The organism is Mucilaginibacter sp. P2_A5 (assembly GCF_056404995.1).
In genome coordinates this window covers 1-21,011 of record NZ_JBFUCY010000015.1, presented here as the reverse complement: position 1 = coordinate 21,011, position 21,011 = coordinate 1, and the positions used below count along the sequence as shown (strand labels likewise).

The following is a 21,011-nucleotide window of genomic DNA, read 5'->3' as shown; positions in this document are numbered from 1 at the left end:
AATGACAAATAACAGCAATCATAGTTAGCCGTTCCAGCCCCCTGTCCGATTACCTTTTCGCTGCCTTACAAGTATTGTTTCTTTAATTTTAGTGGCAACGGCTTTCCAAACTTCGCTCCGATGCTGATGTCTTTCTACAGGCAAACCATCCACAGGCAACATTTGTATTTTGGCCAAAGGAGTATCTTCCCACATGCAATCGCTAACAATTACCCCAATAATCAAGGCCTCGCCTTCCTCATGGCGCTGAATAGCCCTTGGAAGTTCAATATCGTAGATAAAAGATGAATCAAAAAATTTAGGCGTAAGCATTAAAACAATCACATTAGCTTCATTTAAATGCTTTGCAATTTCAGTATTCCAACGATCACCTGGTAATAGCCACCTATCATCCCAAACTTTCCAATGTCCTCCTTTTTCCATGGGGGCTATCATTGTTCGGAACTCTTTTTTAAAATCCTCATTTTGATGGGAATAAGATATGAAAATCCGTGGCTTATCCTCAAAGTCTATACCTTCCAATACATTTTTGGCAGGTATTTTTTTTCTCGTTCCATTTCTGCACAAAACATCTTCCTCAAGTACAGCATCTTCCTCAAGTTCAGCGATGTTAAAAATTGTTACTTCACCGCCTTTTGAGCAATCAGCACAATTGCAAGAAACACCTTGTTTAAATTTAAGCCCCTTAAAATCTTTCTGCAAATCGCAGAGACACTTTCTTATCTCCAATAATCTACGCTTTCGTTCCGGACCGTTTATTTTTATTACAATCTTATGCGTTAGCTGATGCTCAATTATTTCGGCTATGGTGCCCTCTTCCCACTCTAATACTACGCCAGCTCTCCATGCGTATGGACTTTTAATAAAAGGACTCATTCTCGCTATTAATCTTGTGATAAGCCCCGCGGGCATAAAAATATAATCAAATTGAAAAACTATTGCCCAACCACGATTAGGCATCGGTAATCGATTTTCTTCAATGGGTAACAGTTGTGGCGCTATATAATCACTACTACCTTCAACTTTGTAACAGAGATCAAAATGTTGCATTAGCTTTAGCAGTTGTAAATGGTTACCGGCAAAGCGTTTACCCGACCATCTCTTGGCAAGCGTATTCTCATTAAAACGTCCTCCATTATCAGCTATATTTTTAATGTCCAATGCTGAATATATCGCATCAACACACCATTGTGGTTTTAATATAATGAGATCATTGAGACCGAAAACCTCGGGAAAGTACAGAATTACACCTAAGTTATGAAGTGTCGTTGCCAAAATTTGTATTTGCGCATTGTCGCTAATTCCATTTTTTTCACATATTTTATTAAACTGTAGCCAACCAATATGTTCTACAGGAAGCTTCGTAAGCGCATCTCTAACTTTTACCCAATATGCAGGAAACGGCTTACCTAAAACCTCGAGTCCAGTAAAATGTCGCTCAATGATTTGCTTCATATTTAATATCGCAGAAAGGTTTTTATCAGCGAAATTTACGTCAATACTTTTTTTAATTAGGTTGGGAAATGTGTCATACAATTCTTCTCCCGGAATAATTTGCCTGGCTGCGTTATCTTTTGCATTAAAAATCATTAAAATGGGACTGCTATTCCCTGCACGAATGGTCACTATGTTGAGCCAGTAATAAAAATCCGTGTCATTTTTTCGATTATCGTTTAACAATATATATAGGGTATCGGGCGTCAAAAACAATTGGTGGGTAGTATGATAAAGTTCTTGACCACCGAAATCCCAAACGTGGGCCCTAATAGATTTTTCACCGTATTTTGTTAATCCTTTAAACGGATAGGTTGTAACTCTTATTCCTTCTGTCCTTTTATCTTCGGCATTAGGTACAGGATGATTCGGATCTTTCAATTTTCGGATAAGTGTAGTTTTTCCTGATTCTCCGGCACCTACTATCACTATCTTCGCTTCAAAAAGCCTTTCTGAACCTTGAATATCTTTCTCTTTAAAATATTTCAGTATCGCTTCGGTACCTTGCTCGACGATTTCATAAGGAGGATCTTGAATCTCTTTAATATCACTTATAAAGATGCAATTATCTGAGAGCACTGACTTTGTCGATTCATCGTCCAATTTGCAAAAGATGTCCATCTCTCTAGCCATTTCACCATGAAAGTCTTTCATAAATTCATTTAACGCTTTGATTTTGACAGATTCAGCCGCCGCAACACGTATAGGACTCTTCAACATGTCGGGTGAAACCTCGAAATTTATATTGGGATTATATGACCTAAACAACTCAATACGTTGTAATACGTGTTTATCATTCTCATTTGCGTGGGAATCTAAATGTCTTGGTAATCTATAAGAGGCTGTCATTTTTAAATCCAGATTAAATAATTCTTCCGGTAATTTGGAAAACCCTCTCAAAGCAATATATTTTAGATAGTATAGATTACCTATTTCACTTGGCAATTCATGAGCGGCCTTTGTGCCTGCTAAATAAAACACAAGCCGTTCCAGGTAAATGAAACGCAAAATGATATCGAAAATATTTTTAAACTGATATGCTCCAATATCAGCAATTTTCAATCCGTCAACACAACCATTGTCATTCAGAGAATATGCAGATAAAGACCCGTCTGGAATTATCGCTGCTAAGTCAGTTCTAAGAAAAACCGCAGGCTCGTCATCCTTTTTTGTTAAAATTTCAGTTAGTTCTTTGATTAATTTTAGATCATTCGACATAGTGATAATATTAGTTTAAGTGATGTAAAATAAGAATTCTTGTTCCAAATAAACGATCCAGGGACAAATAATATGTAGCTTTTTATTTCTAAATGGATTGTCGATATAAACGATTATCAATATTGAAAAGGAACGCGCCCAGGCGTTGTAGCCCTCAGAAAAGAAAAGTAAATCCCCAGCCCTTTGATGGCTTCTTCATCTCCTATAACTTTTCATTCTCTTAATAAGCAGCGATCATAAATTATCATATACAATATCCCAACAAAAAAGCCACATCAAAACTGATATGGCTCTTTTTATTAGTGGTGCTATATTTTTAAGCTAAACTCTTCGTTTCCTTAATTATCGCTTCTGCCGTTGCACTACCAACCTGCACCAGCGGTAACCTTACGGCATCACCGCAAATACCCAACTCCTTTAACGCTGTTTTTACACCGGCCGGGCTACCATCGGCAAACATCAGGCGGGTAAATTCTATCAGGTCATAGTGGGCTTTATGAGCGCCTTTATAATCGTTATTAAGCAGCAGCCGCACCATATCTGATAGCCGGCGGGGCAGGGCATTGCCAATTACAGATATTACCCCTACGGCGCCTAAAGCCATCATAGGCAAAGTAACCGGGTCATCGCCCGATATGAATAAGAAGTCTTCGGGCTTATCCCTCATCAGCTGGTTAAACAAATCGAAATTACCCGATGCTTCTTTAATGCCAATTATATTTTTAAAATCATTTGCCAGGCGCACGGTTGTAGCGGCACTTATGGTGCTGCCTGTACGGCTGGGTACGTTATACAAAATAATGGGCAAAGCCGCATTTTCGGCTAAGGCTTTATAATGCTGGTAAATACCCTCCTGTGTTGGTTTATTGTAATGCGGGCTGGATGATAAAATAGCGTCGTAACCGGCAGTATTGAATGATTTTATTTGCTCAACAACCTCGTGCGTATTGTTGCCGCCAATACCCGCAACTAAACCCACGCGCTTGTTTACTACTTCGGCGGTAAAGGCCCAAACCTGCTTTCGCTCAGCCTCGCTCAATGTGGCGCTTTCGCCGGTTGTACCTAATGATACCAGGTATTCCACCCCGCCATCAATCAAATGTTCAATCAGGGTTCGCAACCCCTCGTAGTCAACTTGACCATCCGCCTGAAAAGGGGTCACCATGGCTACCCCTGTTCCGTAAAATATATTCATGAGTTAAATTAAAGGATGCTAATATAGGGAGTTAGTTTTGAGTAGTTAGTATCTTTTTTTAGTATCAAGTAGTTAGTAGCAAGTAGCAAGACTTTTTTTGGACGGTTGGCCTTCTGACTATCGGACGTTGGGGCTGTTGGACTATCGGACTTTCGGCTTATCGGACAAAAAGCTTTCTGGCTTTTCCCCTGTAGCTGTCTTGATACTTACTACTTGATACTTACTACTTCCCACGCCGCAGCTGTCTTACTACTTGATACTTGATACTTGATACTTGATACTTGATACTTGATACTTGATACTATACTTGCTACTAAAGAGCAACTCCCACCCTCAACGCATTCCTGATGTTACTGCCGGTATTATAGCTTCGACCGTACATTACGCGTATTAAGCCGCGCTGGATGCCGAAGCCCAGTTCAGTATAGTTTTTAAGGGCCGGGGTCGAGAGGTAATTTACGTTGATGATTTCCTGCAACTTCAGGTTTCTTAAAATGGGAATCTTGTTGGTTATAAAACCCGAAAAATTGTGTTCCAGGTGGCCTTCCAGGTATTTATCGGCTGTGCTGAAGGTGTAGTAATCTAACAACAAAAAACGGTTGAGCGATGGTTTGTACACGTGGGTTTGGTCGCCATCAAAGTGTTTATAATCGGGGAAGTAGATTTTGTTTGCGTTGATAAACTTGCCTGCACCAATAAAAAAGGAGCTTTGTCCGTAAAATCCAAGGTCGATATCCGATTTAGATATATCGGCGCTTAGCTGGTCGTAATCTACATCGCTGCTCAGCACGCCGCTCATCCCTTTAGTGTAATTAAAGCCGATGGTTGGATATTTTGAGGGCAGGTACCTGCGGCCAAAAGGGTAGGTTTCGTACCTGTTGCTAAAATCGTAACTGGTGCGGGCGCTTATTTTAAAAGATTGATTTTGGGGAAACAACGGCACATTCTGTGTTGGTAATAGCGGATTATTTGAAGTAAACTGCCTGTCGTTTTTATTAAAAAAGCTATAATCGGTTGTGTTGGGCAGCCATTTACGGTTAGCCCATTCTACATAGGCACCGGCCTGCCAGCCACCACTAATACGGCCGGCAAGTGATGCCGATGCAAATTGTTTTTGGTAAAGTTTCTGGAAATTCTCTCGCCTGAAAAGCGTATAAACCGAATTTACAAATGCTGATACCGGCTGCAGGTTGTTAAGATCGGTAACGTCTGATCCAGCGTTAAAACTCAACGTCATACGTTTTACCGGGAGGGAAACACTGGCAACACCCCCAAACAGGTGGTTGCCAAAGCCGTAACGCACCCGGGCATTTACGGCTATAAAGCGGTTATCAACCGTATCAATCATTTTGGTAAAGCCAACGCCATAGTTAATAACAAAGCCTTCTACGGTGTTGTACAATACCGAGTTTAGCACACTGTTGTAATGGAAGTATTCTTTTTTGTAACGGTTACGCGTATCGATACCGGTTAATAGCAGGTTGGTTAGTTTAAAGGTATTGTTGGCCTTGTCCAACGAGTCGAGGTACGGTTTTGACTCCCGTTTAATGGCCAGTTTTCCTTTTACTTCGTAATCTTTCTTTTCCTCGTCGGTAAGTGGAATAGGGCGTTCCTGTGCCCAGTAAACCGAATCCTTATCATGCCCTTTGGTAATGTTGATGCGTTCTGCAAAGTCTTTTTTGTTGAGTACCGGCGCCAGGTCGTAGTTTTTATATACGCTTATAAAATATCCACCCAGCTTAAAGCCAAAAACACCACCCGTAAATTCAAACTTAATGGTGGCCGGCATCCATACTTTGTTATTAACGGGATAAAACTGCTGGCTTATCTTCAGCGTATCCACATAATTGATATTGGATTTTTTGGTGATAAAGAGCTGAAGTGAGGCAATGCGCCAGCTGTCGTCTAAAATATAAATATAGCCTTCAAAACAGGGATCGTAACCACGCTTTGGCGTTACCTGGATTTTGTTAATAGTTTCGCCGTTTTCAATAGTGATCCCTATCAGTTTATAATTATAGTAAAATAAAGCATTTTCGGCTATTGGCGATACCAGCGGGCGGTTGCTCAGGCGTTTCCAATTTTCAAAATTCTGGTAAAAGTTCACCAGCATATCTGAGGCCCGGTTAAAGCTAAAGGCCCGGTTATAGCCCGATACTTTTGACGATACCTGTACCTCGTGCACCAAATCGGGCTGCATGAAGCTATATTTCGATTCAGACTCCGACAAGTAAACTATCCCGGTACGGCTGGAATCAAGCCCAGCCTCGCTGGTTGCTTTTTGTACATCAAAGCCCATGAACTTTTTAGGGGCGGCCAATAATTTTTGCATGCCTTTGATGTAAATATCGCAGGTATAAGCTTTTACCTCGTTTAAATAGGTTTTTCGTTTTTTTATAGCCTTGCGGATAATGGCGTAAGCCGGATCTTCGCCGCCTGCGTGTATGGTGATGTCTTTAAGCTGGTAAGTTTCCGTTTTAAGGCTGATATTGATAACCTGGTTTTGGCTAAGCGCTATCTGTTTAACTTGCTGCCCATAACCTACGGCTTTAAACTGCAACTCATAATTGCCTGGCGCCAATTGCAGGATATATGTGCCCTCGCTGTTGGCCGAAACGCCCTTAGTGGTATTTTTTACGTATACAGAAGCAAATGGGATGGAGTGGTTGCGCTCATCGGTTATTTTACCGCTGACACTAAACTGTTGTGAAAATACACGGATACTTAAACCGATAAACAGAACTAACAGTAAGCTTAATTTCATTTAGTTTAGTTTACACTAAGATGTAGCTTATTTACTAAATGTTACGCCGGTTAATTGTTAAATTATGTGAAATACGCGTGATGCACAAATTTAGGATGCCTCTTTTGACGGGCTTACATCCTTAGTGCCTAATGAATTGCGGACTTTGTTTTTTAAGTTCCAATCATCAATGTCAACTAATCCGGGTTTGGTTTGATAGTGATTGTTGTATTTAGGACACCTGACTATAAAGGACCCTCTTTCCTGCTCAATCACAGGCCTTGCACCACAATCTTTACAAGGCTCAACAAAAATGTTTGCCTGAATTTGAGTAAAACCTTTCATAACTGAATTAATTTTTAGGCCCGTAATTAAGCGGAGTATAGTTGGATAACTTTATAAAGTTACGTAAATATTATTATCAGGGTTTTTACTTAATTAAAAAAAAGCATTTAAAGTCATTATTAAAGCTACAAATTGCTATTGACCCTTCCCTAATTTGATTCAAATCAAAGTATTCGTGTTTTTTATAATTGCAATAAATTTTCGGGCTCAAACATAAAAAGCCCGCTCATTTTGAAGAACGGGCTTTCAATACCAGTAGCTATCAGGCTTATTTACCCAATTTAGCTTTTAGGTTTTCGTCAATTGCTGCCAAAAACTCTTCGGTGTATAAATAATCTGTACCATGCTCAACTTTTGGTTTAATAGTGATGGCCAAATCTTTAGTCATTTTACCGCTTTCTACAGTTTCAATACAAACCTCTTCCAAAGCTTTACAAAAATCTATCAGTTCCTGGTTTTTATCCAATATGCCGCGAAACTCCAGACCTCTTGTCCATGCAAAAATAGATGCAATGGGGTTGGTGGATGTTGGTTTACCAGCCTGGTGCTCGCGGTAATGGCGGGTAACCGTACCGTGTGCGGCTTCGGCTTCCATAACTGTACCATCGGGCGTAACAAGGGTTGATGTCATTAAACCTAATGAACCAAAACCTTGTGCTACGGTATCAGATTGTACGTCGCCATCATAGTTTTTACAAGCCCAAACAAAGTTGCCATTCCATTTTAAGGCCGATGCAACCATGTCGTCAATTAAACGGTGCTCATAAGTGATACCTGCTTCAGCAAATTTTGCTTTATAATCGTTTTGATAAATCTCTTCAAAAATATCTTTAAAACGGCCATCGTATTTTTTGAGGATGGTATTTTTGGTTGATAAATACAAAGGCCAGCCTTTCATCAATGCCTGGTTAAAGCATGCATGTGCAAAGCCTTTGATAGATTCATCAGTATTATACATGGCCAATGCTACGCCGTCACCTTTAAAGTTAAACACTTCAAATGATTGCTCTGTACCGCCATCTTCGGGGGTAAAAGTGATTGTTAGTTTTCCTTTTCCTTTGGTAACAAAATCGGTAGCACGGTACTGATCGCCAAAAGCATGGCGGCCAATACATATTGGGGCTGTCCAGTTTGGTACTAAACGTGGTACGTTTGCCATAACAATAGGCTCACGAAAAACAGTACCATCCAAAATATTACGAATAGTACCATTTGGCGAACGCCACATTTGTTTTAAGCCAAATTCTTCAACACGTGCTTCATCAGGAGTGATAGTTGCACATTTAATACCTACACCATATTTTAAAATAGCATTTGCGGCATCAACGGTTACCTGGTCGTTGGTTTCATCACGATACTCAATACCTAAATCGTAATATTTGATATCCAGATCAAGATAAGGGATTATTAATTTGTCTTTGATGAATTTCCAGATGATCCGGGTCATTTCATCGCCATCCAGCTCAACTACCGGATTTTCTACTTTAATTTTTGACATAGCTGACGTTGTTTTCTTTATTTTAATGGCTTCAAATATATTAATTTGAGTTTATCAAACTAACTAAATAGCATATGAAAATAATTGATGGCTGTATAATGACGATTTATTGTAACAGTTTATTGTTTTTATAAACTTTGATGCTATTTTTATAAAATTAAACGTTATTACCTCAACGGGCTGGCAAACCAACGCCCTGTTACTTGTATTATGATAAAATTCATCACTCAAACCGCCCTGATAATAGCCCTTTGTACAATGTCGTTTTTTGCTAAAGCCCAGGCGGGATATGATTACGCCCAATATGACATTGGCACGGCGGTAGGTGTTAACGCTGCTGCTATGGCCGATGTAAATACAATTACTGCTACCCCGTCTGTCCATTTTAATTTTAATTACAACCAAAGCCCTTTTGTTAATTACGTTTTTGAACTACAGGTTGGCCGTTTAGAAGGAGGCACGCTGGAGTCATCATCGGGCAGGAAGTTTGAAAACCACTTTACTGCCTTTTCATTCAGGGGACAGTTACAGGCCGGCGAGTTTCTGGATTATTCTTCAAGCCAGTTCATGAATGTGATGAAAAACTGGTATGCCTCGGCCGGTATCGGTTATATTTCAAACCATATTGTGTCAAAAACCGATGATAAACGGGGCCTTCAATACACACCTGCGGGTGATAATAATGCCCAGGTGCCTTTTTTGCCTGCAAGAATTGGGTATGAATTTAAGCTGTATAATCAATATAGCCAGCCAAGCGTTAAAATAGACCTGGGCTTTCAATACAATTTTATATTTGGCGATAATTTAGATGGTTATACATCGGCACATAACAACGATGCTTATGCCCAATTTACCATCGGCGTTAAATTTGCCATTGGCGGCGTTACATCATACCGTAAACAAATCCATTATTAAAAATATTGAGGCGGCCGGAGTGCATAATTGCATTCCTTGCATTGCCCGTTTTTTAAAATTACAAGATAGTTTCTTTAATTCCGGATTGTGATTTCTTAAGTTTTGTTGTTTTTTTGGCAAGGTTTTTACTGTATCTTTAATTACAAATTACAAAACCTATGAACATTCAAAATATCAACCCCGGCGATGAAGATGACGATGCATTAACCGATGATGCCAGCGACCGCGACCTAGCGTTAAAAGATGAACTTGGTGAAACTATAGACAAGGAGGACCTGAATTATAATGAAGATGAGGATAGCTTTGAGTATGATGTAAAAAGCGACGATCCGGACTACGATCATCCCGATCCTTACAAAACATCGGTAAAAAATGGCGAAGATATGAACTCCACTTATGACGAAGCCAATCCTTACGACGCAGCCGATGGCGAATATGCCAATAAAAGGTCAATTGAAACAGATGTGGATGATTTAGGCATGCATATTGACGATGGCGATATTGTAGAAGTAGATGCCGCCGATGCCGCTCTGTCGCACACACCAGAGGATGACCGCGACGACCTGGACGAAGAAGGATATCCTAAGAATATTTGAGCGAGAATATTTGAGCGGTGAGTGAACAGTTGTGAGTAGTGAAGAGCGTGTAAAGATAGTGGAGAATTTTGACTATATTGATGGATCATTTTTCACAACTCACAACTCACAACTCACAACTCACAATACGTTAATCAAAATCGAGATTAAAGCGATTCCTCAATTCCATCAACTCCGGATTTCGCGAGGCCATATACTGAAATTTTTCTATTGATGTATAGGGCTTACGTACAACTTCCTGCTCATCAACCCGGGCGTTTACTTCGATAGTAAAGTTATTTAATTTACTGCGCAAAAAGTTATGCATTCCGGGGCGCTCTTCCCTGAATAAGTTTTCCTGTACTTTATTGCCCACCAAAATTTCAAATTCGTATGGCTTTATCATCCGTGGCGCATTTGAGGTAAAAATGGTTACCAGGTTTTTTTTACCATCCGCTTTTACCTTAGCTGCAAAATCGCTCCAGTATTTTAAAAAGCTATCCATGGTAAAATCTTCGCGGGCATCTCCCTTTAAGTAAGGATCTTCTTCCTCCAGTATTTCCTCTTCCGTTTTACCCGTGTCAGTTAATGAAGGGGTTAATGTACTCCGGATCGGCATGATGATCTTGGGCTTCTCCGTAGCAACAGCCACCACTTCTTTTACCGGCTCCGGATGATTTGGAGGAGCGGATGGGCCGTTGGTTCCCGGAGTTTTATTGTAAACTGGCTGCGCATCGCTCAAAACCGTGGTTTCATCAACTACTTTGCTTGCCTTCGTGGGCGCTATTGCTGGGGTATCAGGTTTTTTTTTTAATCCCCCATCTGTAATGGACGTTGCTGCAGGCGGCGTGGTGGCCATATTAAAGGCCGATGGCAAGTGGCACATTTTGAGCAAGGCCAGCTCAACTTGCAGCCTTTGGTTTTTGCTTAGCTTATAACTGATATCGCACTGGTTGGCAATATTCATGGCCGATAGCAGGAACGATACCGAGCCCGCCTGCGATTGTTGCAGATATTTGTTTTTTATACCCTCACTTACTTCCAATAACTTTAAAGTTGATTGATCTTTACTTACCAGCAGGTTACGGAAGTGTTCGCTTAAGCCGGCAATAAAGTGCGCCCCATCAAAACCGCGCGACAAGATCTCGTCAAAAAACAACAGCACTTTGGCCGTATCCTCTTTGAGCAGGCTTTCGGTTATGTTAAAATAATAATCGTAATCAAGTATGTTCAGGTTATCAATAACCGAGCGGTAAGTAACCTTGCCGCCCGAGAAACTTACAATCTGGTCAAACATCGATAGCGCGTCCCTTAAACCGCCATCAGCCTTCTGGGCAATGATGTGCAGGCCATCCGGTTCGTAACTAATACTCTCCTTGCCGGCTATGGATGCCAGGTGCGCGGCCATGTCATCAACTCTGATTCGGTTAAAATCAAATATCTGGCAACGGGATAATATAGTAGGTAGTATTTTGTGCTTCTCGGTAGTAGCCAATATAAATATGGCGTAATGGGGTGGCTCTTCCAGTGTTTTCAGGAAAGCATTAAAAGCTGCCTGCGATAGCATATGCACCTCATCAATAATATACACCTTGTAACGGGCCGCCTGTGGCGGTATACGCACCTGTTCAATCAGGCTGCGGATATCATCTACCGAGTTATTGGATGCGGCATCAAGTTCATGCACATTAAAAGAATTGCCGTTTTCAAAGGCTTTGCATGATGGGCATTCGCCGCAGGCCTCGCCATTGGGCTGCAAATTGGTACAGTTAATAGTTTTAGCCAGGATGCGGGCGCACGTAGTTTTGCCCACACCACGCGGACCGCAGAACAAAAATGCCTGTGCCAGCTGGTTGTTTTTAATAGCGTTTTTGAGCGTATTGGTTATGTGCTGCTGACCAACAACGGTTTCAAAAGTAGCCGGGCGATACTTACGGGCCGAAACAATGAAATTATCCACAGCACGAAGTTAACAAGAAAATGCCTTATGTTAAAGAGACAAACGGGCTATTGTTAAGATAAAATTACCAACACTATTGCAAATCATCATCCGGCAGATGATCGTCGTCCTCCGGGTCGGGTTCGTCAATATTATCGCCTGCCGGTATTTCATGCAGATCACTTTCGGCATCCAGTTGGTCGTCAAAATCTTCGTCGTCTTCATCATCCCAGTCACCTTCAATCTCATCATCGTCCCGGGGCGGTAATGAAATTACACCATCAATTAAAATATCACTTACAATATACTGCATAATTAACATTTGACGGATGGTATATTAATAACCATCAAAGTATCATAAAACGTGCCAATTTAACAACTTATTTATAGGAATGATTTTGACACCTTCAATATAACTCCAAATGAATCGTATAGTAACCCTCCACGGTCATATCCAATGTCATAACCTATATTATAACCATTTTGTAAAGATCTTGTCCCCTCTATATAGGTGGAAAGTTGATTTACCTTTTTAAATAAACCGAAGCTGCCCGGTGTAATTATATCCCCCCCAGATCCTCTAAAATTATCGGCTCCCGTCATATAATTACCTAAGTTTTTACTATATGATAGCTTTATGGTGTAGGTCCATTTAAATGCATCAATTTGTGCCGCCACATGAAAAGCTGTAACCCTGTTATTTATAAAATACTCTTTTTCATACGAGGCTAAATTCGCACGGGCATCATTAACTGTTGTAATAATTGGAGTACCTAATCCTAATCCTTTATATGACCAGCCTTCGCTGTATTCGTAATTGTTGTAGTAATTTTCATATCCGGAAGCTGTGCTTTTAGCACTTAGTCCCCCAGCCTGATTACCGGTATATAAAACCTCGACAACTATTTTTCTCCAATTAAAATTACCATCGTTTTCCTTATAGTTCGTTAAGCTCAAGCCATTCAACCCATCAGCAATATTGGCAAGAGATGATAGTCCACCTTTGTCATATAAATTTTGGCGATAAATCAACAGTTTAGCGCCGTCAAATTTATACCCTGCCCCAATATCAAATGACCCTAAATGATTACCCACTTTAGAGTGGTGATAAACCTTACCTGATAACACGTACCATAAAGTTTGGGAACCGGAAAGGCTATATGATGGGAATATTTCCTTTTCATCGCCCCACAAGGTTTCGTGATTAAAACCAATTTGGAAGTTAAATCGCCAGCTCGGCTTCCCTATTTGTACATATATCTGACTTTCAGCATAATATGCATTTGATTTATTAGTTAGGGCATGGCTATACTCAATTCCAACGTTACCAACGTAGCCAACGGCTAATGAACTTTTCAAAGCAAATAATTTACCTAAGATGGGTAAACTATAATATTCTGGTATTCCTATCTTTACTTTGGGGATGCCTAATGCGTTGCCGGATATCGGGAATGATCCGGAGGACAAAGTAGAATCGACCAATCCCACGATGTCTTTTGAGCGCCCAACTTTTAACTCGACAATACCGGCATGGGCTTTAACAAATCCTTCAATCAGTATGAACTGACTTGTTTTGCCTGCATTGCCCCTACCTTGAAACGAAGCGCCCCAGCCGAACGTCTTAGTGGTATCATAATCCTTTCGGATGCTGCCAATTATGCTGCCAGAAGTACCGGAAAGCGGAATACTGCCAAATTGATTTGATCTTAACCAAAAAGGTACGGTGCCGTTGGTAGTTTCAATACCCTGGGCTTCTAAGCTAATATGAACATCTTTTTCCTGGGACCGGGCTACCGAATAAACGGAAACAAAAGCTGCAAATAGAAATACTTTCTTCATATTACGATGTCTGATTATTTTAAGGGGGTGGATAAAAACACAACTTTCAATTGCAACTTTTACATCCTATAAATGAATGCATTAACAAAAAAATAACGTTTAAGCCATTTTTTTAACTAAAAGAACGAAAAAATCAATCCTATCGATAGAAATCGAAATTTATATCATAACAAGATTTTTTTTAAATTATTGTTTTAAGAAAGTTTTAACTTAAGTGAAATATCTATTTAAGCCGGTTGCAGGATCATAAATTCCCCTGTTTTTTGTTTAATAAAAACAGGAGATAATAATACTGTATGCGCATTGCTTTTTTAAATATTATCACTACATTTGCAGCCCCGTAATAGCGGGTAATTAATTAAAAATCAAAGTATAATAATGCAACAGTACGAAATCGTGATCGTTCTAACCCCGTTGTTATCAGTAGAAGTTGCTGCCGAGGCTAACGCCAAATTCAGCAAAATCTTAACTGATGGCGGAGCCGAAATTGTCCAGGAGGATAATTGGGGTTTGAGAAAATTAGCGTACCCTATTCAAAAAAAGACTACAGGGTACTATCACTTAACTGAATTTAAGGCTCCGGGTGAATTAATTAACAAATTGGAGGTTGAATTAAGGCGCGATGAGCGTGTTTTGCGTTTCCTGACCATTGCTTTAGATAAGCATGCTGTAGCGTACAACGACAAAAAACGCAGCGGTGCCTTTAACAAGAAACCTAAAGCAACAGAGGAGGCTTCAAAATAATGGCAAACGAACAAATTAAATACGTTACCGCTCCAAAGGTGGAGGATAACCGTAAAAAATACTGCCGTTTTAAAAAAAATGGTATTAAGTATATCGACTACAAAGACGCTAACTTTTTATTAAAGTTCATTAACGATCAGGGTAAAGTATTACCACGCCGTTTAACTGGTACTTCATTAAAATTCCAGCGTAAAGTGGCCCAGGCTGTTAAACGTGCACGCCACATTGGTTTATTACCTTACGTTACAGATTCATTAAAATAATAGGAGATTTAAGAAATGGAAGTTATTTTAAAACAAGATGTAAAAAACCTGGGTGATAAAGACGATGTAGTAAACGTTAAACCAGGTTATGGCCGTAACTACCTTTTACCTAAAGGCTTCGCCATATTAGCTACACCAAGTGCACGCAAAGTTTTAGCTGAAAACTTGAAACAAGCTCAGTTTAAACAAGAAAAAATCCGCAAGGATGCCGATGCAATTGCTGCCCGTTTAGAAGGCGTTAAATTGAACATTGGCGCTAAAGCCGGTGAAAGCGGAAAAATCTTCGGTGCTATCAATACCATCCAGGTTGCTGATGCATTGAAAAAAGAAGGTTTTGAGGTTGACCGTCGCCGTATCACCTTTGATCAGGAGCCTAAGTTTGTTGGTGATTACATCGCAAACATTAACCTGCACAAAGAAGTTAAGGTACAAGTTCCTTTCTCGGTAGTAGCTGAGTAATTTATATTTCGGAATTCGGATTTTCGATTTCGGATTCTGAGTTAATTTTTAGAATTTTAAAAGGTGTTTTGCAATGCAAAACACCTTTTTCATTTATAGAAAACTTATTATAATAGTGCAGCGCAATTATAACTCATCCAAATTATCCAATTCAAAGCCGGGTAAAAGAAGTTCGGTATCAAAAAGCAGGTTTAACGGTATATTTAAACTTGTTTTCCGGGTTTTTAAGTTGGGATTTATCCTCTTTTTCGGGCTTAGTTTATTTGGCGTACTGCTGTTTCGGTTTGTGCGGCCACCTTTTACCTGGCTGATGATTGAACGAGGCTTTCAGCAAAAGGCTCGTGGCGTTGATTGGAAGATAGATAAGCAATGGGTAAGTTTCGACGAGATATCTGACAACATGAAACGCGCCGCCGTAGCTGCCGAAGACCAAAGCTTTTTGGAACACCATGGTTTCGATTTCCACGCCATTGAAAAGGCAATCGAAAAAAACGCGCACAGCAAAAAACTCATAGGCGGTAGTACCATATCGCAACAGGTAGCTAAAAACGTTTTCTTGTGGGAAGGCCGCTCGCTATTACGCAAGGGCATCGAGGCTTATTTTACCGTGCTGATAGAAGTTTTCTGGAGCAAGAAACGCATCATGGAGATGTACCTGAACGAAATTGAAATGGGAGATGGTATATACGGCATCGAAGCTGCCTCGCAGGCCTATTTTCACAAGCATGCATCGGAACTAACCAGGCACGAAGCTGCTGCTATAGCGGTGATATTCCCAAGCCCGCTTAAATGGTCGGCAACAAAACCTACCCGGTATTTAAAACACAGGCAATATTTGATCATGAAAAACATGAAGAGGCTGGGACCGTTGGATTTTTAGCTCCCTAACCCACTGAAGGGGGAACAACAGTTACATTTAACATGGCCTTTTATGAACTTTCGTTCCCCCTTCAGGGGGCTAGGGGCTTCGCTTTTATTTATACTTCCAATGCCTGGATTTGCCTTCAGCCAGCCATTCGGCAGCAGTTTCCATACGCTTTTGGCGGGTAGCTTCGCTTTTAGCATCTACAATCCACTCTACATATTCTTTTTTATGCGAGTAGCTAAAACGATCAAAGTTTAGGCTGGCATTGGGGTAAGCCTTTAAAAACTCGGTGAAGTATTCGGGGATAACCAATTCGGTTTTGGGGGCCGATGCCTTTTTTATTGCTTCGGGTGTTTTTTTGCCGCTTTCGTTTAAGGCAATGGCTTGCCGGATAAAATCCTGTAATATCTCCTTTGACGGCAGATCGTCTATTTTAGTTATCCGTCCAAAGCTGCCGGCAGATCCATCTCCAATACTCAGCGCGTTATAGGGATCATTCAATAACGTTGCCTTCCAAAAACCGAATGAACAGTGCTCTTTAAAAGCCGCCATTTGGCATACGGGGCCTTTATAATCAAAAAAGGGGAAACCCCATTTTACTGTTTCCATCAATACAGGCGACGTTTCATGTACAATTTCCCTGATGTATTCCAGGATTGGTTTGGCAAAATCGGCGGCCTTTTCAATAAAAGCATCCACCCGGCTATCGTATTGTTCCATAAAATAAATTTAGTAACAAATTGTTAAATCGCAACCGCTTGCAACGTTTAAGAGATAATTTGCATCTTAGCTAAAGCAGATAATTTCGTTACATAAAACCTTATAAAGCCATGGCTATAAGAGTATTCAGGTTATTCACAGGAATCATAATATTGGCTTTTACTATCAGTACCGGTTACTGCCAGGTAAAATCCACCTCGCCCAGTCCGTTTACTGATAAGGATATGGTTTCATGGGATTACGGCTCAAAAACCATTGGCGAAGATTATACCATTTATGTACATTTCCCGCCGGGGTATGATACCACGAAAACTAAATACCCGGTACTGTACATGACCGATGGCGACTGGAACATGACCGTTGCCATGAATTGCTTTAACATGCTAAGGCAGGACTATAAAACTACCGAAGCCCTGATAGTTGGTATAGGTTACGGCAACCGCCCCAACAAACGTAACCGCGACCTTAACCCCGAGACCGGTGGATCAAAATTCATATCGTTTATTGAGCAGGAAGTAATACCTTTTATACAAAGCAAATACAGGGTTAATGATAATAAGGCTTTATATGGCTATTCATTCGGGGGCATGTTTACCACTATGGTATTATTTGGCCATCCCGGTTTGTTTAATATGATATTTATAGGCGCACCCGGTAATACCGGGAGGGAGCTCATACCATCGGCGCAAAAATACTTTACAACCCATACCGACCTTAATTGCCAGGTGTTTTTAGGCGTGGGATCATATGAGCACGAAAACGCAAAAAACGTTGAGCAGTTTACCGCTTACATGAAAAAGCAAAACTGTAAAAACCTGAATATTGATTTTGCAATTACCCCGGGTGCAAATCATGGCGCAGCCCTGGCACAGGTAATGCAAAACGCCATAGCCTTTGCGTATTGCCAAAAACATAAAGCAATCATGCTAACTGCAAAAGAACTTGAACCGTACAGCGGTAATTACAAGGTAGCCGGCGATGAAAAAGACACGTTTAAAGTGTACCTGTCGGGAGGTAAACTTTACTTTAAACAAAATGACCAGTTACCCCAGGAATTTGCACCTTATGCCAAAGATTCATTTTTTATGTATGAGGATGAAAAAGCCGACATTAACTTCAAAACAGAAAATGGCAAAAAGTATTTAGTATTTAACTTTCCAGGTGAAAAGCCGGTACGACTGGATAGGGTTAATTGATGCCAAATTCAGCCTGAAAGCGATTTTGGTACAGAACAGCTTTTGGCAGAGCATTTGCCTATGTTAAACCGATAAATCGTGTATTAAGGGTTACATCAGAAAAGCTCTTTGATTAGCTTCAACAGGAATTGTTTGTTTATAGTGCTTTCTTCACTTTTATCATATAGCGTAAGCATATTGATAAATATGTTTTCGTCAGCCTGGCTAACAAGATAGGTTATTATTCTATATCCACCACTTTTCCCTTTGCCTTTACTTTTTATGGCCAATCTCATCTTAAATAATCCTCCGCCTAAATCAGCACCTTGTTTTGGGTTATTAATTAGCTGCTCTTGAAGCTTTTCGAGATCCTCAGACAGAGACGGGTGCTTTTTCTTTAAATCCTTAGCTTTTTTGATGAAAATAGGCGTATATCTTATTAGACATCTTATATATCCTTAAGGCTAAGTGGTTCTATCTCGCCGGATTGGATCTGTTTTACTTGGTTTAATGCTGTAGCTATTTCCCGAGTAAGTTCACTTTCTTTTGGCAACTCAATAACTTTTGCTTTGAATTTCTTCAAGATCGTTAGCAGCATCTCTGCATCGCTATCTTTTACTTGTACAGTGAAAGTTGTCATATACAAATTTAATGATTATCAACCATTAACCAAATCCCTGAACAACTGGATATGCCAGCTGTTTTTAAATGGCACCTCCCATTTGGTTTCCAGTTCGGTAAGGTTTTGTACCATATTGTTGTATACAATTGTTTCGGTATTTATTTTGCCTTGTTTCAGCATATCTTCAAACGCGTGGCGGGGCAGGGATAAAATTTCTTCGCCATCGCGGTAGGCCAGGTTAAACCTATCGAACAGGTTGATGTTAAAATGCTGTTCGATATTCTGCATAAAATGCACCGATTTATCAATAGAGCAACCACTGGCGCCCGCCTGGCTTTCGTCAACAATCAGTATCAAAAAACGGTTGTAACGCACCTCGCCTTTAGCCTTTAGCTGGTTGTTGTGCGCAGTCCATCCGGTGGTGAATTTATCCAGTTCCTGCTGAATTTGTTGTACCACTTCGTCGGTTAATTTTTTGTCAGCCTGGTAGATCCAAACTCTTGAATGTTGAGAAAATTCCATTTACAAAAATATCAATTTATTAACTTAGGGTAACATTTTGTTGTCATGAAAACATCAATCTTGTGGTTAATAAAAAAAGTTGCAGTTGTTATGGCGATTTTGGCCCCCAGCTGCTTAATTTACGGTTTTAAACCAGGTTTTGGCGACCAGGAGTGGCTAACCTGGAGTAATAAATGCCTCACAGAGTCGTTTAACCCGCCGCCGGATATCGCATTGAAAAAGTGGGAATTAACACTTACCAACGATTATTTTTTGCGTTTAAGGAAAACTTATCAACATGACCGGCAAGAGTATTTTTCGTTCAGTTTACACCGCCTCAACAACGTGGAATACCAGGGCAGCGACACCACCGGAACCCTTAAACTAAGCACCTTAACCGACGATATTATTGTACAAACTTACGAAGACCCCAAGGGTGACCTGGACTCGATGGCTACCGCTATTGAGCTGCCGGTAAAACACATGAGCCCGGCAAGGTTGGATAGCTTAAAAACAGCATTGAATTATTTTAAGGCGAAAAGTTTATGAGATTCGGACTGATACTTGCGGGAGAACACCGCTTTTATCCTGGAGATAGCGCAAAAAGTGGCCCGGGGACATGGCGACAGACACCCCGACCTCATTAAGGTTGCAGAACTGTTCGCACGGAATCGAGGCTACGCCACCCTCCATCATTAAAATCTTTTGATTTGGCTGGTGCTTCATCGCCCCCTGGTAAATTTCCAGTTATAATCAAATAGTTGCTTTCGTTCAACACTATTTTGATTTTGAGCGAGGCTAAAAGTGCTGCCGGCCAAAAGCAAAAAGAAGGCCATAAATATCGCTTTCATAAAAATGAGCGTGTTTTTGAATTATAGAATAAGGCATTTCAATGTAGTCTTTAGCCAAAAGTCTTAAGCACTAAGTCAAAAGAGAATAAATTTAACTTTTTACTTACCACTTAGTACTATTAACATAACATTAGCTGTGAGGCCACTCAATATTTACTTAACTGAAATTTTCAGTTTCTGAATGATGTTACGTGATGAATTACCTAACTGAAGAATAAACTCGCCGGCTTCCACTTTCCAGCCTTTTTTTGTTTCGTCATAAAAAGCCAAATCCCCAACTTTTACATCCAGCTCAACTGTTTTCGTTTCGCCTGGTTGCAGGAAAACTTTTTGGAAAGCTTTCAATTCTTTTTCAGGGCGCAAAACCGAACTAACCGGATCGCTTACATATAATTGCACAACTTCGGCCCCGTAACGGCTGCCTGTATTTTTGATAGTGAATTTTGCGTGGATGATTTCACCCTTTTTATAGCTTGATTTATCTGTGGAAAGTTTGCTGATAGAAAAATCAGTATAGGAAAGCCCATAACCAAAGGGAAACTGTGGTTCTATTTTTTTAGTGTCGTACCAACGATATCCAACCAGTATGCCCTCTTTATATTCGGCCGTTGCGCCTTTGCCCGGATATGTATCCAGATTAAACGCGGGTGAATCATGTAACGAAACCGGGAAGGTAAACGGCAGCTTTCCCGACGGATTGATGACACCTTTTAATACGTCGGCCAGTGCATTGCCGGCTTCTGAGCCGTTAAACCACGACCAAACAACCGCATGGTTAGTTTTTTTGATTTCATTCAGATTATATGGGGCGCCGGCCATGATTACAATAATGGTATTGGCATTGACGGCCGTGACCGCGTTAACCAGTGCCTGTTCGCCAAAAGGCAGTTCCAGGCTTTTACGGTCATGGGCTTCACTTTCATATTCACGATTGGACCCGATACATAAAATGGCGACATCGCTGGTTTTTGCAAGCGCTACGGCCTCATCAATCAGTTTTTGATCGGGCTGGTCGTAACCACGATTTTTTTCATCACTATTACACTATTA

At 40.5% G+C, this 21,011-nt stretch carries 22 protein-coding genes; 8 read left to right on the top strand and 14 right to left on the bottom strand.

Annotation, left to right across the window (positions count from 1 at the left end; translation table 11 throughout):
* Positions 1–24: 24 nt before the first annotated feature.
* From AC1DXF_RS14430 to AC1DXF_RS14410, 5 genes are all read right to left on the bottom strand, one after another.
* Entirely contained in the window at positions 25–2,712 is a 2,688-nt protein-coding gene (locus AC1DXF_RS14430; RefSeq protein WP_477449439.1) for a COR domain-containing protein, read from the bottom strand.
* Between the two features lie 316 nt (positions 2,713–3,028).
* A complete protein-coding gene (gene dapA, locus AC1DXF_RS14425; RefSeq protein WP_477449438.1) occupies positions 3,029–3,907 on the bottom strand; it encodes a 4-hydroxy-tetrahydrodipicolinate synthase in 879 nt (292 codons plus the stop codon).
* 313 nt (positions 3,908–4,220) lie between these two features.
* Positions 4,221–6,671 carry a DUF5686 and carboxypeptidase regulatory-like domain-containing protein gene (locus AC1DXF_RS14420; protein WP_477449437.1) on the bottom strand — a complete coding sequence of 817 codons (2,451 nt, stop codon included), beginning with the start codon at positions 6,669–6,671 and terminating at the stop codon, positions 4,221–4,223.
* Positions 6,672–6,761: 90 nt separating this feature from the next.
* The gene (locus AC1DXF_RS14415; protein ID WP_477449436.1) at positions 6,762–6,995 is read right to left on the bottom strand and encodes a hypothetical protein; all 234 of its coding nucleotides are present in this window, start codon (positions 6,993–6,995) and stop codon (positions 6,762–6,764) included.
* Positions 6,996–7,263: 268 nt separating this feature from the next.
* Positions 7,264–8,493 (bottom strand): NADP-dependent isocitrate dehydrogenase, encoded by a 1,230-nt coding sequence (locus tag AC1DXF_RS14410; protein WP_477449435.1) that lies wholly within the window; start codon positions 8,491–8,493, stop codon positions 7,264–7,266.
* Positions 8,494–8,703: 210 nt separating this feature from the next.
* Here AC1DXF_RS14410 and AC1DXF_RS14405 point away from each other — a divergent pair, with 210 nt between their 5' ends.
* Together AC1DXF_RS14405 and AC1DXF_RS14400 are read left to right on the top strand one after the other, a co-directional pair.
* Entirely contained in the window at positions 8,704–9,408 is a 705-nt protein-coding gene (locus AC1DXF_RS14405; protein ID WP_477449434.1) for a hypothetical protein, read from the top strand.
* A 158-nt stretch (positions 9,409–9,566) separates the two neighbouring features.
* A complete protein-coding gene (locus AC1DXF_RS14400; RefSeq protein WP_477449433.1) occupies positions 9,567–10,004 on the top strand; it encodes a hypothetical protein in 438 nt (145 codons plus the stop codon).
* Between the two features lie 130 nt (positions 10,005–10,134).
* Here AC1DXF_RS14400 and AC1DXF_RS14395 read toward each other — a convergent pair whose 3' ends face one another.
* The 3 genes from AC1DXF_RS14395 to AC1DXF_RS14385 all read right to left on the bottom strand — a co-directional run bounded on the left by AC1DXF_RS14395 (position 10,135) and on the right by AC1DXF_RS14385 (position 13,761).
* Complete coding sequence (locus AC1DXF_RS14395) at positions 10,135–11,943, bottom strand: DNA polymerase III subunit gamma/tau (protein ID WP_477449432.1); 1,809 nt, start codon at positions 11,941–11,943, stop codon at positions 10,135–10,137.
* Positions 11,944–12,016: 73 nt separating this feature from the next.
* Positions 12,017–12,235, bottom strand: a complete 219-nt coding sequence (locus tag AC1DXF_RS14390; protein WP_477449431.1) for a hypothetical protein — start codon at positions 12,233–12,235, stop codon at positions 12,017–12,019.
* A gap of 71 nt (positions 12,236–12,306) precedes the next feature.
* A complete protein-coding gene (locus AC1DXF_RS14385) occupies positions 12,307–13,761 on the bottom strand; it encodes a capsule assembly Wzi family protein (RefSeq protein WP_477449430.1) in 1,455 nt (484 codons plus the stop codon).
* A 378-nt stretch (positions 13,762–14,139) separates the two neighbouring features.
* Between AC1DXF_RS14385 and rpsF the strand changes: the two genes are divergently transcribed.
* The 4 genes from rpsF (at position 14,140) to mtgA (ending at position 16,107) form a co-directional block, all read left to right on the top strand.
* Entirely contained in the window at positions 14,140–14,505 is a 366-nt protein-coding gene (gene rpsF, locus AC1DXF_RS14380) for a 30S ribosomal protein S6 (protein ID WP_090652333.1), read from the top strand.
* Complete coding sequence (rpsR, locus tag AC1DXF_RS14375) at positions 14,505–14,768, top strand: 30S ribosomal protein S18 (RefSeq protein WP_022833472.1); 264 nt, start codon at positions 14,505–14,507, stop codon at positions 14,766–14,768. The genes rpsF and rpsR overlap by 1 nt, the downstream gene beginning before the upstream one ends.
* Positions 14,769–14,783: 15 nt before the next feature.
* Complete coding sequence (gene rplI / locus AC1DXF_RS14370) at positions 14,784–15,227, top strand: 50S ribosomal protein L9 (RefSeq protein WP_477449429.1); 444 nt, start codon at positions 14,784–14,786, stop codon at positions 15,225–15,227.
* A gap of 73 nt (positions 15,228–15,300) precedes the next feature.
* A complete protein-coding gene (mtgA, locus tag AC1DXF_RS14365; protein WP_477449428.1) occupies positions 15,301–16,107 on the top strand; it encodes a monofunctional biosynthetic peptidoglycan transglycosylase in 807 nt (268 codons plus the stop codon).
* A 93-nt stretch (positions 16,108–16,200) separates the two neighbouring features.
* On the opposite strand, the gene AC1DXF_RS14360 is transcribed toward mtgA, so the two are convergent.
* Complete coding sequence (locus AC1DXF_RS14360) at positions 16,201–16,812, bottom strand: YdeI/OmpD-associated family protein (protein WP_477449427.1); 612 nt, start codon at positions 16,810–16,812, stop codon at positions 16,201–16,203.
* Between the two features lie 110 nt (positions 16,813–16,922).
* On the opposite strand from AC1DXF_RS14360, the gene AC1DXF_RS14355 reads away from it, so the two are divergent.
* Positions 16,923–18,008 (top strand): alpha/beta hydrolase-fold protein, encoded by a 1,086-nt coding sequence (locus AC1DXF_RS14355; RefSeq protein WP_477449426.1) that lies wholly within the window; start codon positions 16,923–16,925, stop codon positions 18,006–18,008.
* Between the two features lie 95 nt (positions 18,009–18,103).
* Here the strand turns inward: AC1DXF_RS14355 and AC1DXF_RS14350 are convergent, their stop codons facing one another.
* The 3 genes from AC1DXF_RS14350 to AC1DXF_RS14340 are packed head-to-tail and all read right to left on the bottom strand — an operon-like array spanning position 18,104 to position 19,131.
* Positions 18,104–18,406: a type II toxin-antitoxin system RelE/ParE family toxin gene (locus tag AC1DXF_RS14350; protein ID WP_477449566.1), complete on the bottom strand. Its 303-nt coding sequence runs from the start codon at positions 18,404–18,406 to the stop codon at positions 18,104–18,106.
* A 29-nt stretch (positions 18,407–18,435) separates the two neighbouring features.
* Positions 18,436–18,627 (bottom strand): hypothetical protein, encoded by a 192-nt coding sequence (locus tag AC1DXF_RS14345; RefSeq protein WP_477449425.1) that lies wholly within the window; start codon positions 18,625–18,627, stop codon positions 18,436–18,438.
* 18 nt (positions 18,628–18,645) lie between these two features.
* The gene (locus tag AC1DXF_RS14340; RefSeq protein WP_477449424.1) at positions 18,646–19,131 is read right to left on the bottom strand and encodes an ABC transporter ATPase; all 486 of its coding nucleotides are present in this window, start codon (positions 19,129–19,131) and stop codon (positions 18,646–18,648) included.
* Positions 19,132–19,176: 45 nt separating this feature from the next.
* Here AC1DXF_RS14340 and AC1DXF_RS14335 point away from each other — a divergent pair, with 45 nt between their 5' ends.
* Positions 19,177–19,659, top strand: a complete 483-nt coding sequence (locus AC1DXF_RS14335) for a hypothetical protein (protein WP_477449423.1) — start codon at positions 19,177–19,179, stop codon at positions 19,657–19,659.
* A gap of 173 nt (positions 19,660–19,832) precedes the next feature.
* Here AC1DXF_RS14335 and AC1DXF_RS14330 read toward each other — a convergent pair whose 3' ends face one another.
* Positions 19,833–19,961, bottom strand: coding sequence for a hypothetical protein (locus AC1DXF_RS14330; protein WP_477449422.1), 129 nt, complete (start codon positions 19,959–19,961; stop codon positions 19,833–19,835).
* Between the two features lie 153 nt (positions 19,962–20,114).
* The gene (locus tag AC1DXF_RS14325) at positions 20,115–20,954 is read right to left on the bottom strand and encodes a glycoside hydrolase family 3 C-terminal domain-containing protein (protein WP_477449565.1); all 840 of its coding nucleotides are present in this window, start codon (positions 20,952–20,954) and stop codon (positions 20,115–20,117) included.
* Positions 20,955–21,011 lie beyond the last annotated feature (57 nt).

What these genes read in the sequence shown, in the direction of transcription:
- AC1DXF_RS14385 (WP_477449430.1), bottom strand. Translation starts at nt 13,761, where the DNA reads ATGAAGAAAGTATTTCTATTTGCAGCTTTTGTTTCCGTTTATTCGGTA.
- AC1DXF_RS14360 (WP_477449427.1), bottom strand. Translation starts at nt 16,812, where the DNA reads ATGGAACAATACGATAGCCGGGTGGATGCTTTTATTGAAAAGGCCGCC.
- AC1DXF_RS14390 (WP_477449431.1), bottom strand. Translation starts at nt 12,235, where the DNA reads ATGCAGTATATTGTAAGTGATATTTTAATTGATGGTGTAATTTCATTA.
- AC1DXF_RS14410 (WP_477449435.1), bottom strand. Translation starts at nt 8,493, where the DNA reads ATGTCAAAAATTAAAGTAGAAAATCCGGTAGTTGAGCTGGATGGCGAT.
- AC1DXF_RS14340 (WP_477449424.1), bottom strand. Translation starts at nt 19,131, where the DNA reads ATGGAATTTTCTCAACATTCAAGAGTTTGGATCTACCAGGCTGACAAA.
- AC1DXF_RS14400 (WP_477449433.1), top strand. Translation starts at nt 9,567, where the DNA reads ATGAACATTCAAAATATCAACCCCGGCGATGAAGATGACGATGCATTA.
- AC1DXF_RS14335 (WP_477449423.1), top strand. Translation starts at nt 19,177, where the DNA reads ATGAAAACATCAATCTTGTGGTTAATAAAAAAAGTTGCAGTTGTTATG.
- rpsR (WP_022833472.1), top strand. Translation starts at nt 14,505, where the DNA reads ATGGCAAACGAACAAATTAAATACGTTACCGCTCCAAAGGTGGAGGAT.
- AC1DXF_RS14420 (WP_477449437.1), bottom strand. Translation starts at nt 6,671, where the DNA reads ATGAAATTAAGCTTACTGTTAGTTCTGTTTATCGGTTTAAGTATCCGT.
- AC1DXF_RS14405 (WP_477449434.1), top strand. Translation starts at nt 8,704, where the DNA reads ATGATAAAATTCATCACTCAAACCGCCCTGATAATAGCCCTTTGTACA.
- mtgA (WP_477449428.1), top strand. Translation starts at nt 15,301, where the DNA reads ATGCAAAACACCTTTTTCATTTATAGAAAACTTATTATAATAGTGCAG.
- dapA (WP_477449438.1), bottom strand. Translation starts at nt 3,907, where the DNA reads ATGAATATATTTTACGGAACAGGGGTAGCCATGGTGACCCCTTTTCAG.
- rplI (WP_477449429.1), top strand. Translation starts at nt 14,784, where the DNA reads ATGGAAGTTATTTTAAAACAAGATGTAAAAAACCTGGGTGATAAAGAC.
- AC1DXF_RS14415 (WP_477449436.1), bottom strand. Translation starts at nt 6,995, where the DNA reads ATGAAAGGTTTTACTCAAATTCAGGCAAACATTTTTGTTGAGCCTTGT.
- AC1DXF_RS14355 (WP_477449426.1), top strand. Translation starts at nt 16,923, where the DNA reads ATGGCTATAAGAGTATTCAGGTTATTCACAGGAATCATAATATTGGCT.
- AC1DXF_RS14430 (WP_477449439.1), bottom strand. Translation starts at nt 2,712, where the DNA reads ATGTCGAATGATCTAAAATTAATCAAAGAACTAACTGAAATTTTAACA.
- rpsF (WP_090652333.1), top strand. Translation starts at nt 14,140, where the DNA reads ATGCAACAGTACGAAATCGTGATCGTTCTAACCCCGTTGTTATCAGTA.
- AC1DXF_RS14345 (WP_477449425.1), bottom strand. Translation starts at nt 18,627, where the DNA reads ATGACAACTTTCACTGTACAAGTAAAAGATAGCGATGCAGAGATGCTG.
- AC1DXF_RS14330 (WP_477449422.1), bottom strand. Translation starts at nt 19,961, where the DNA reads ATGAAAGCGATATTTATGGCCTTCTTTTTGCTTTTGGCCGGCAGCACT.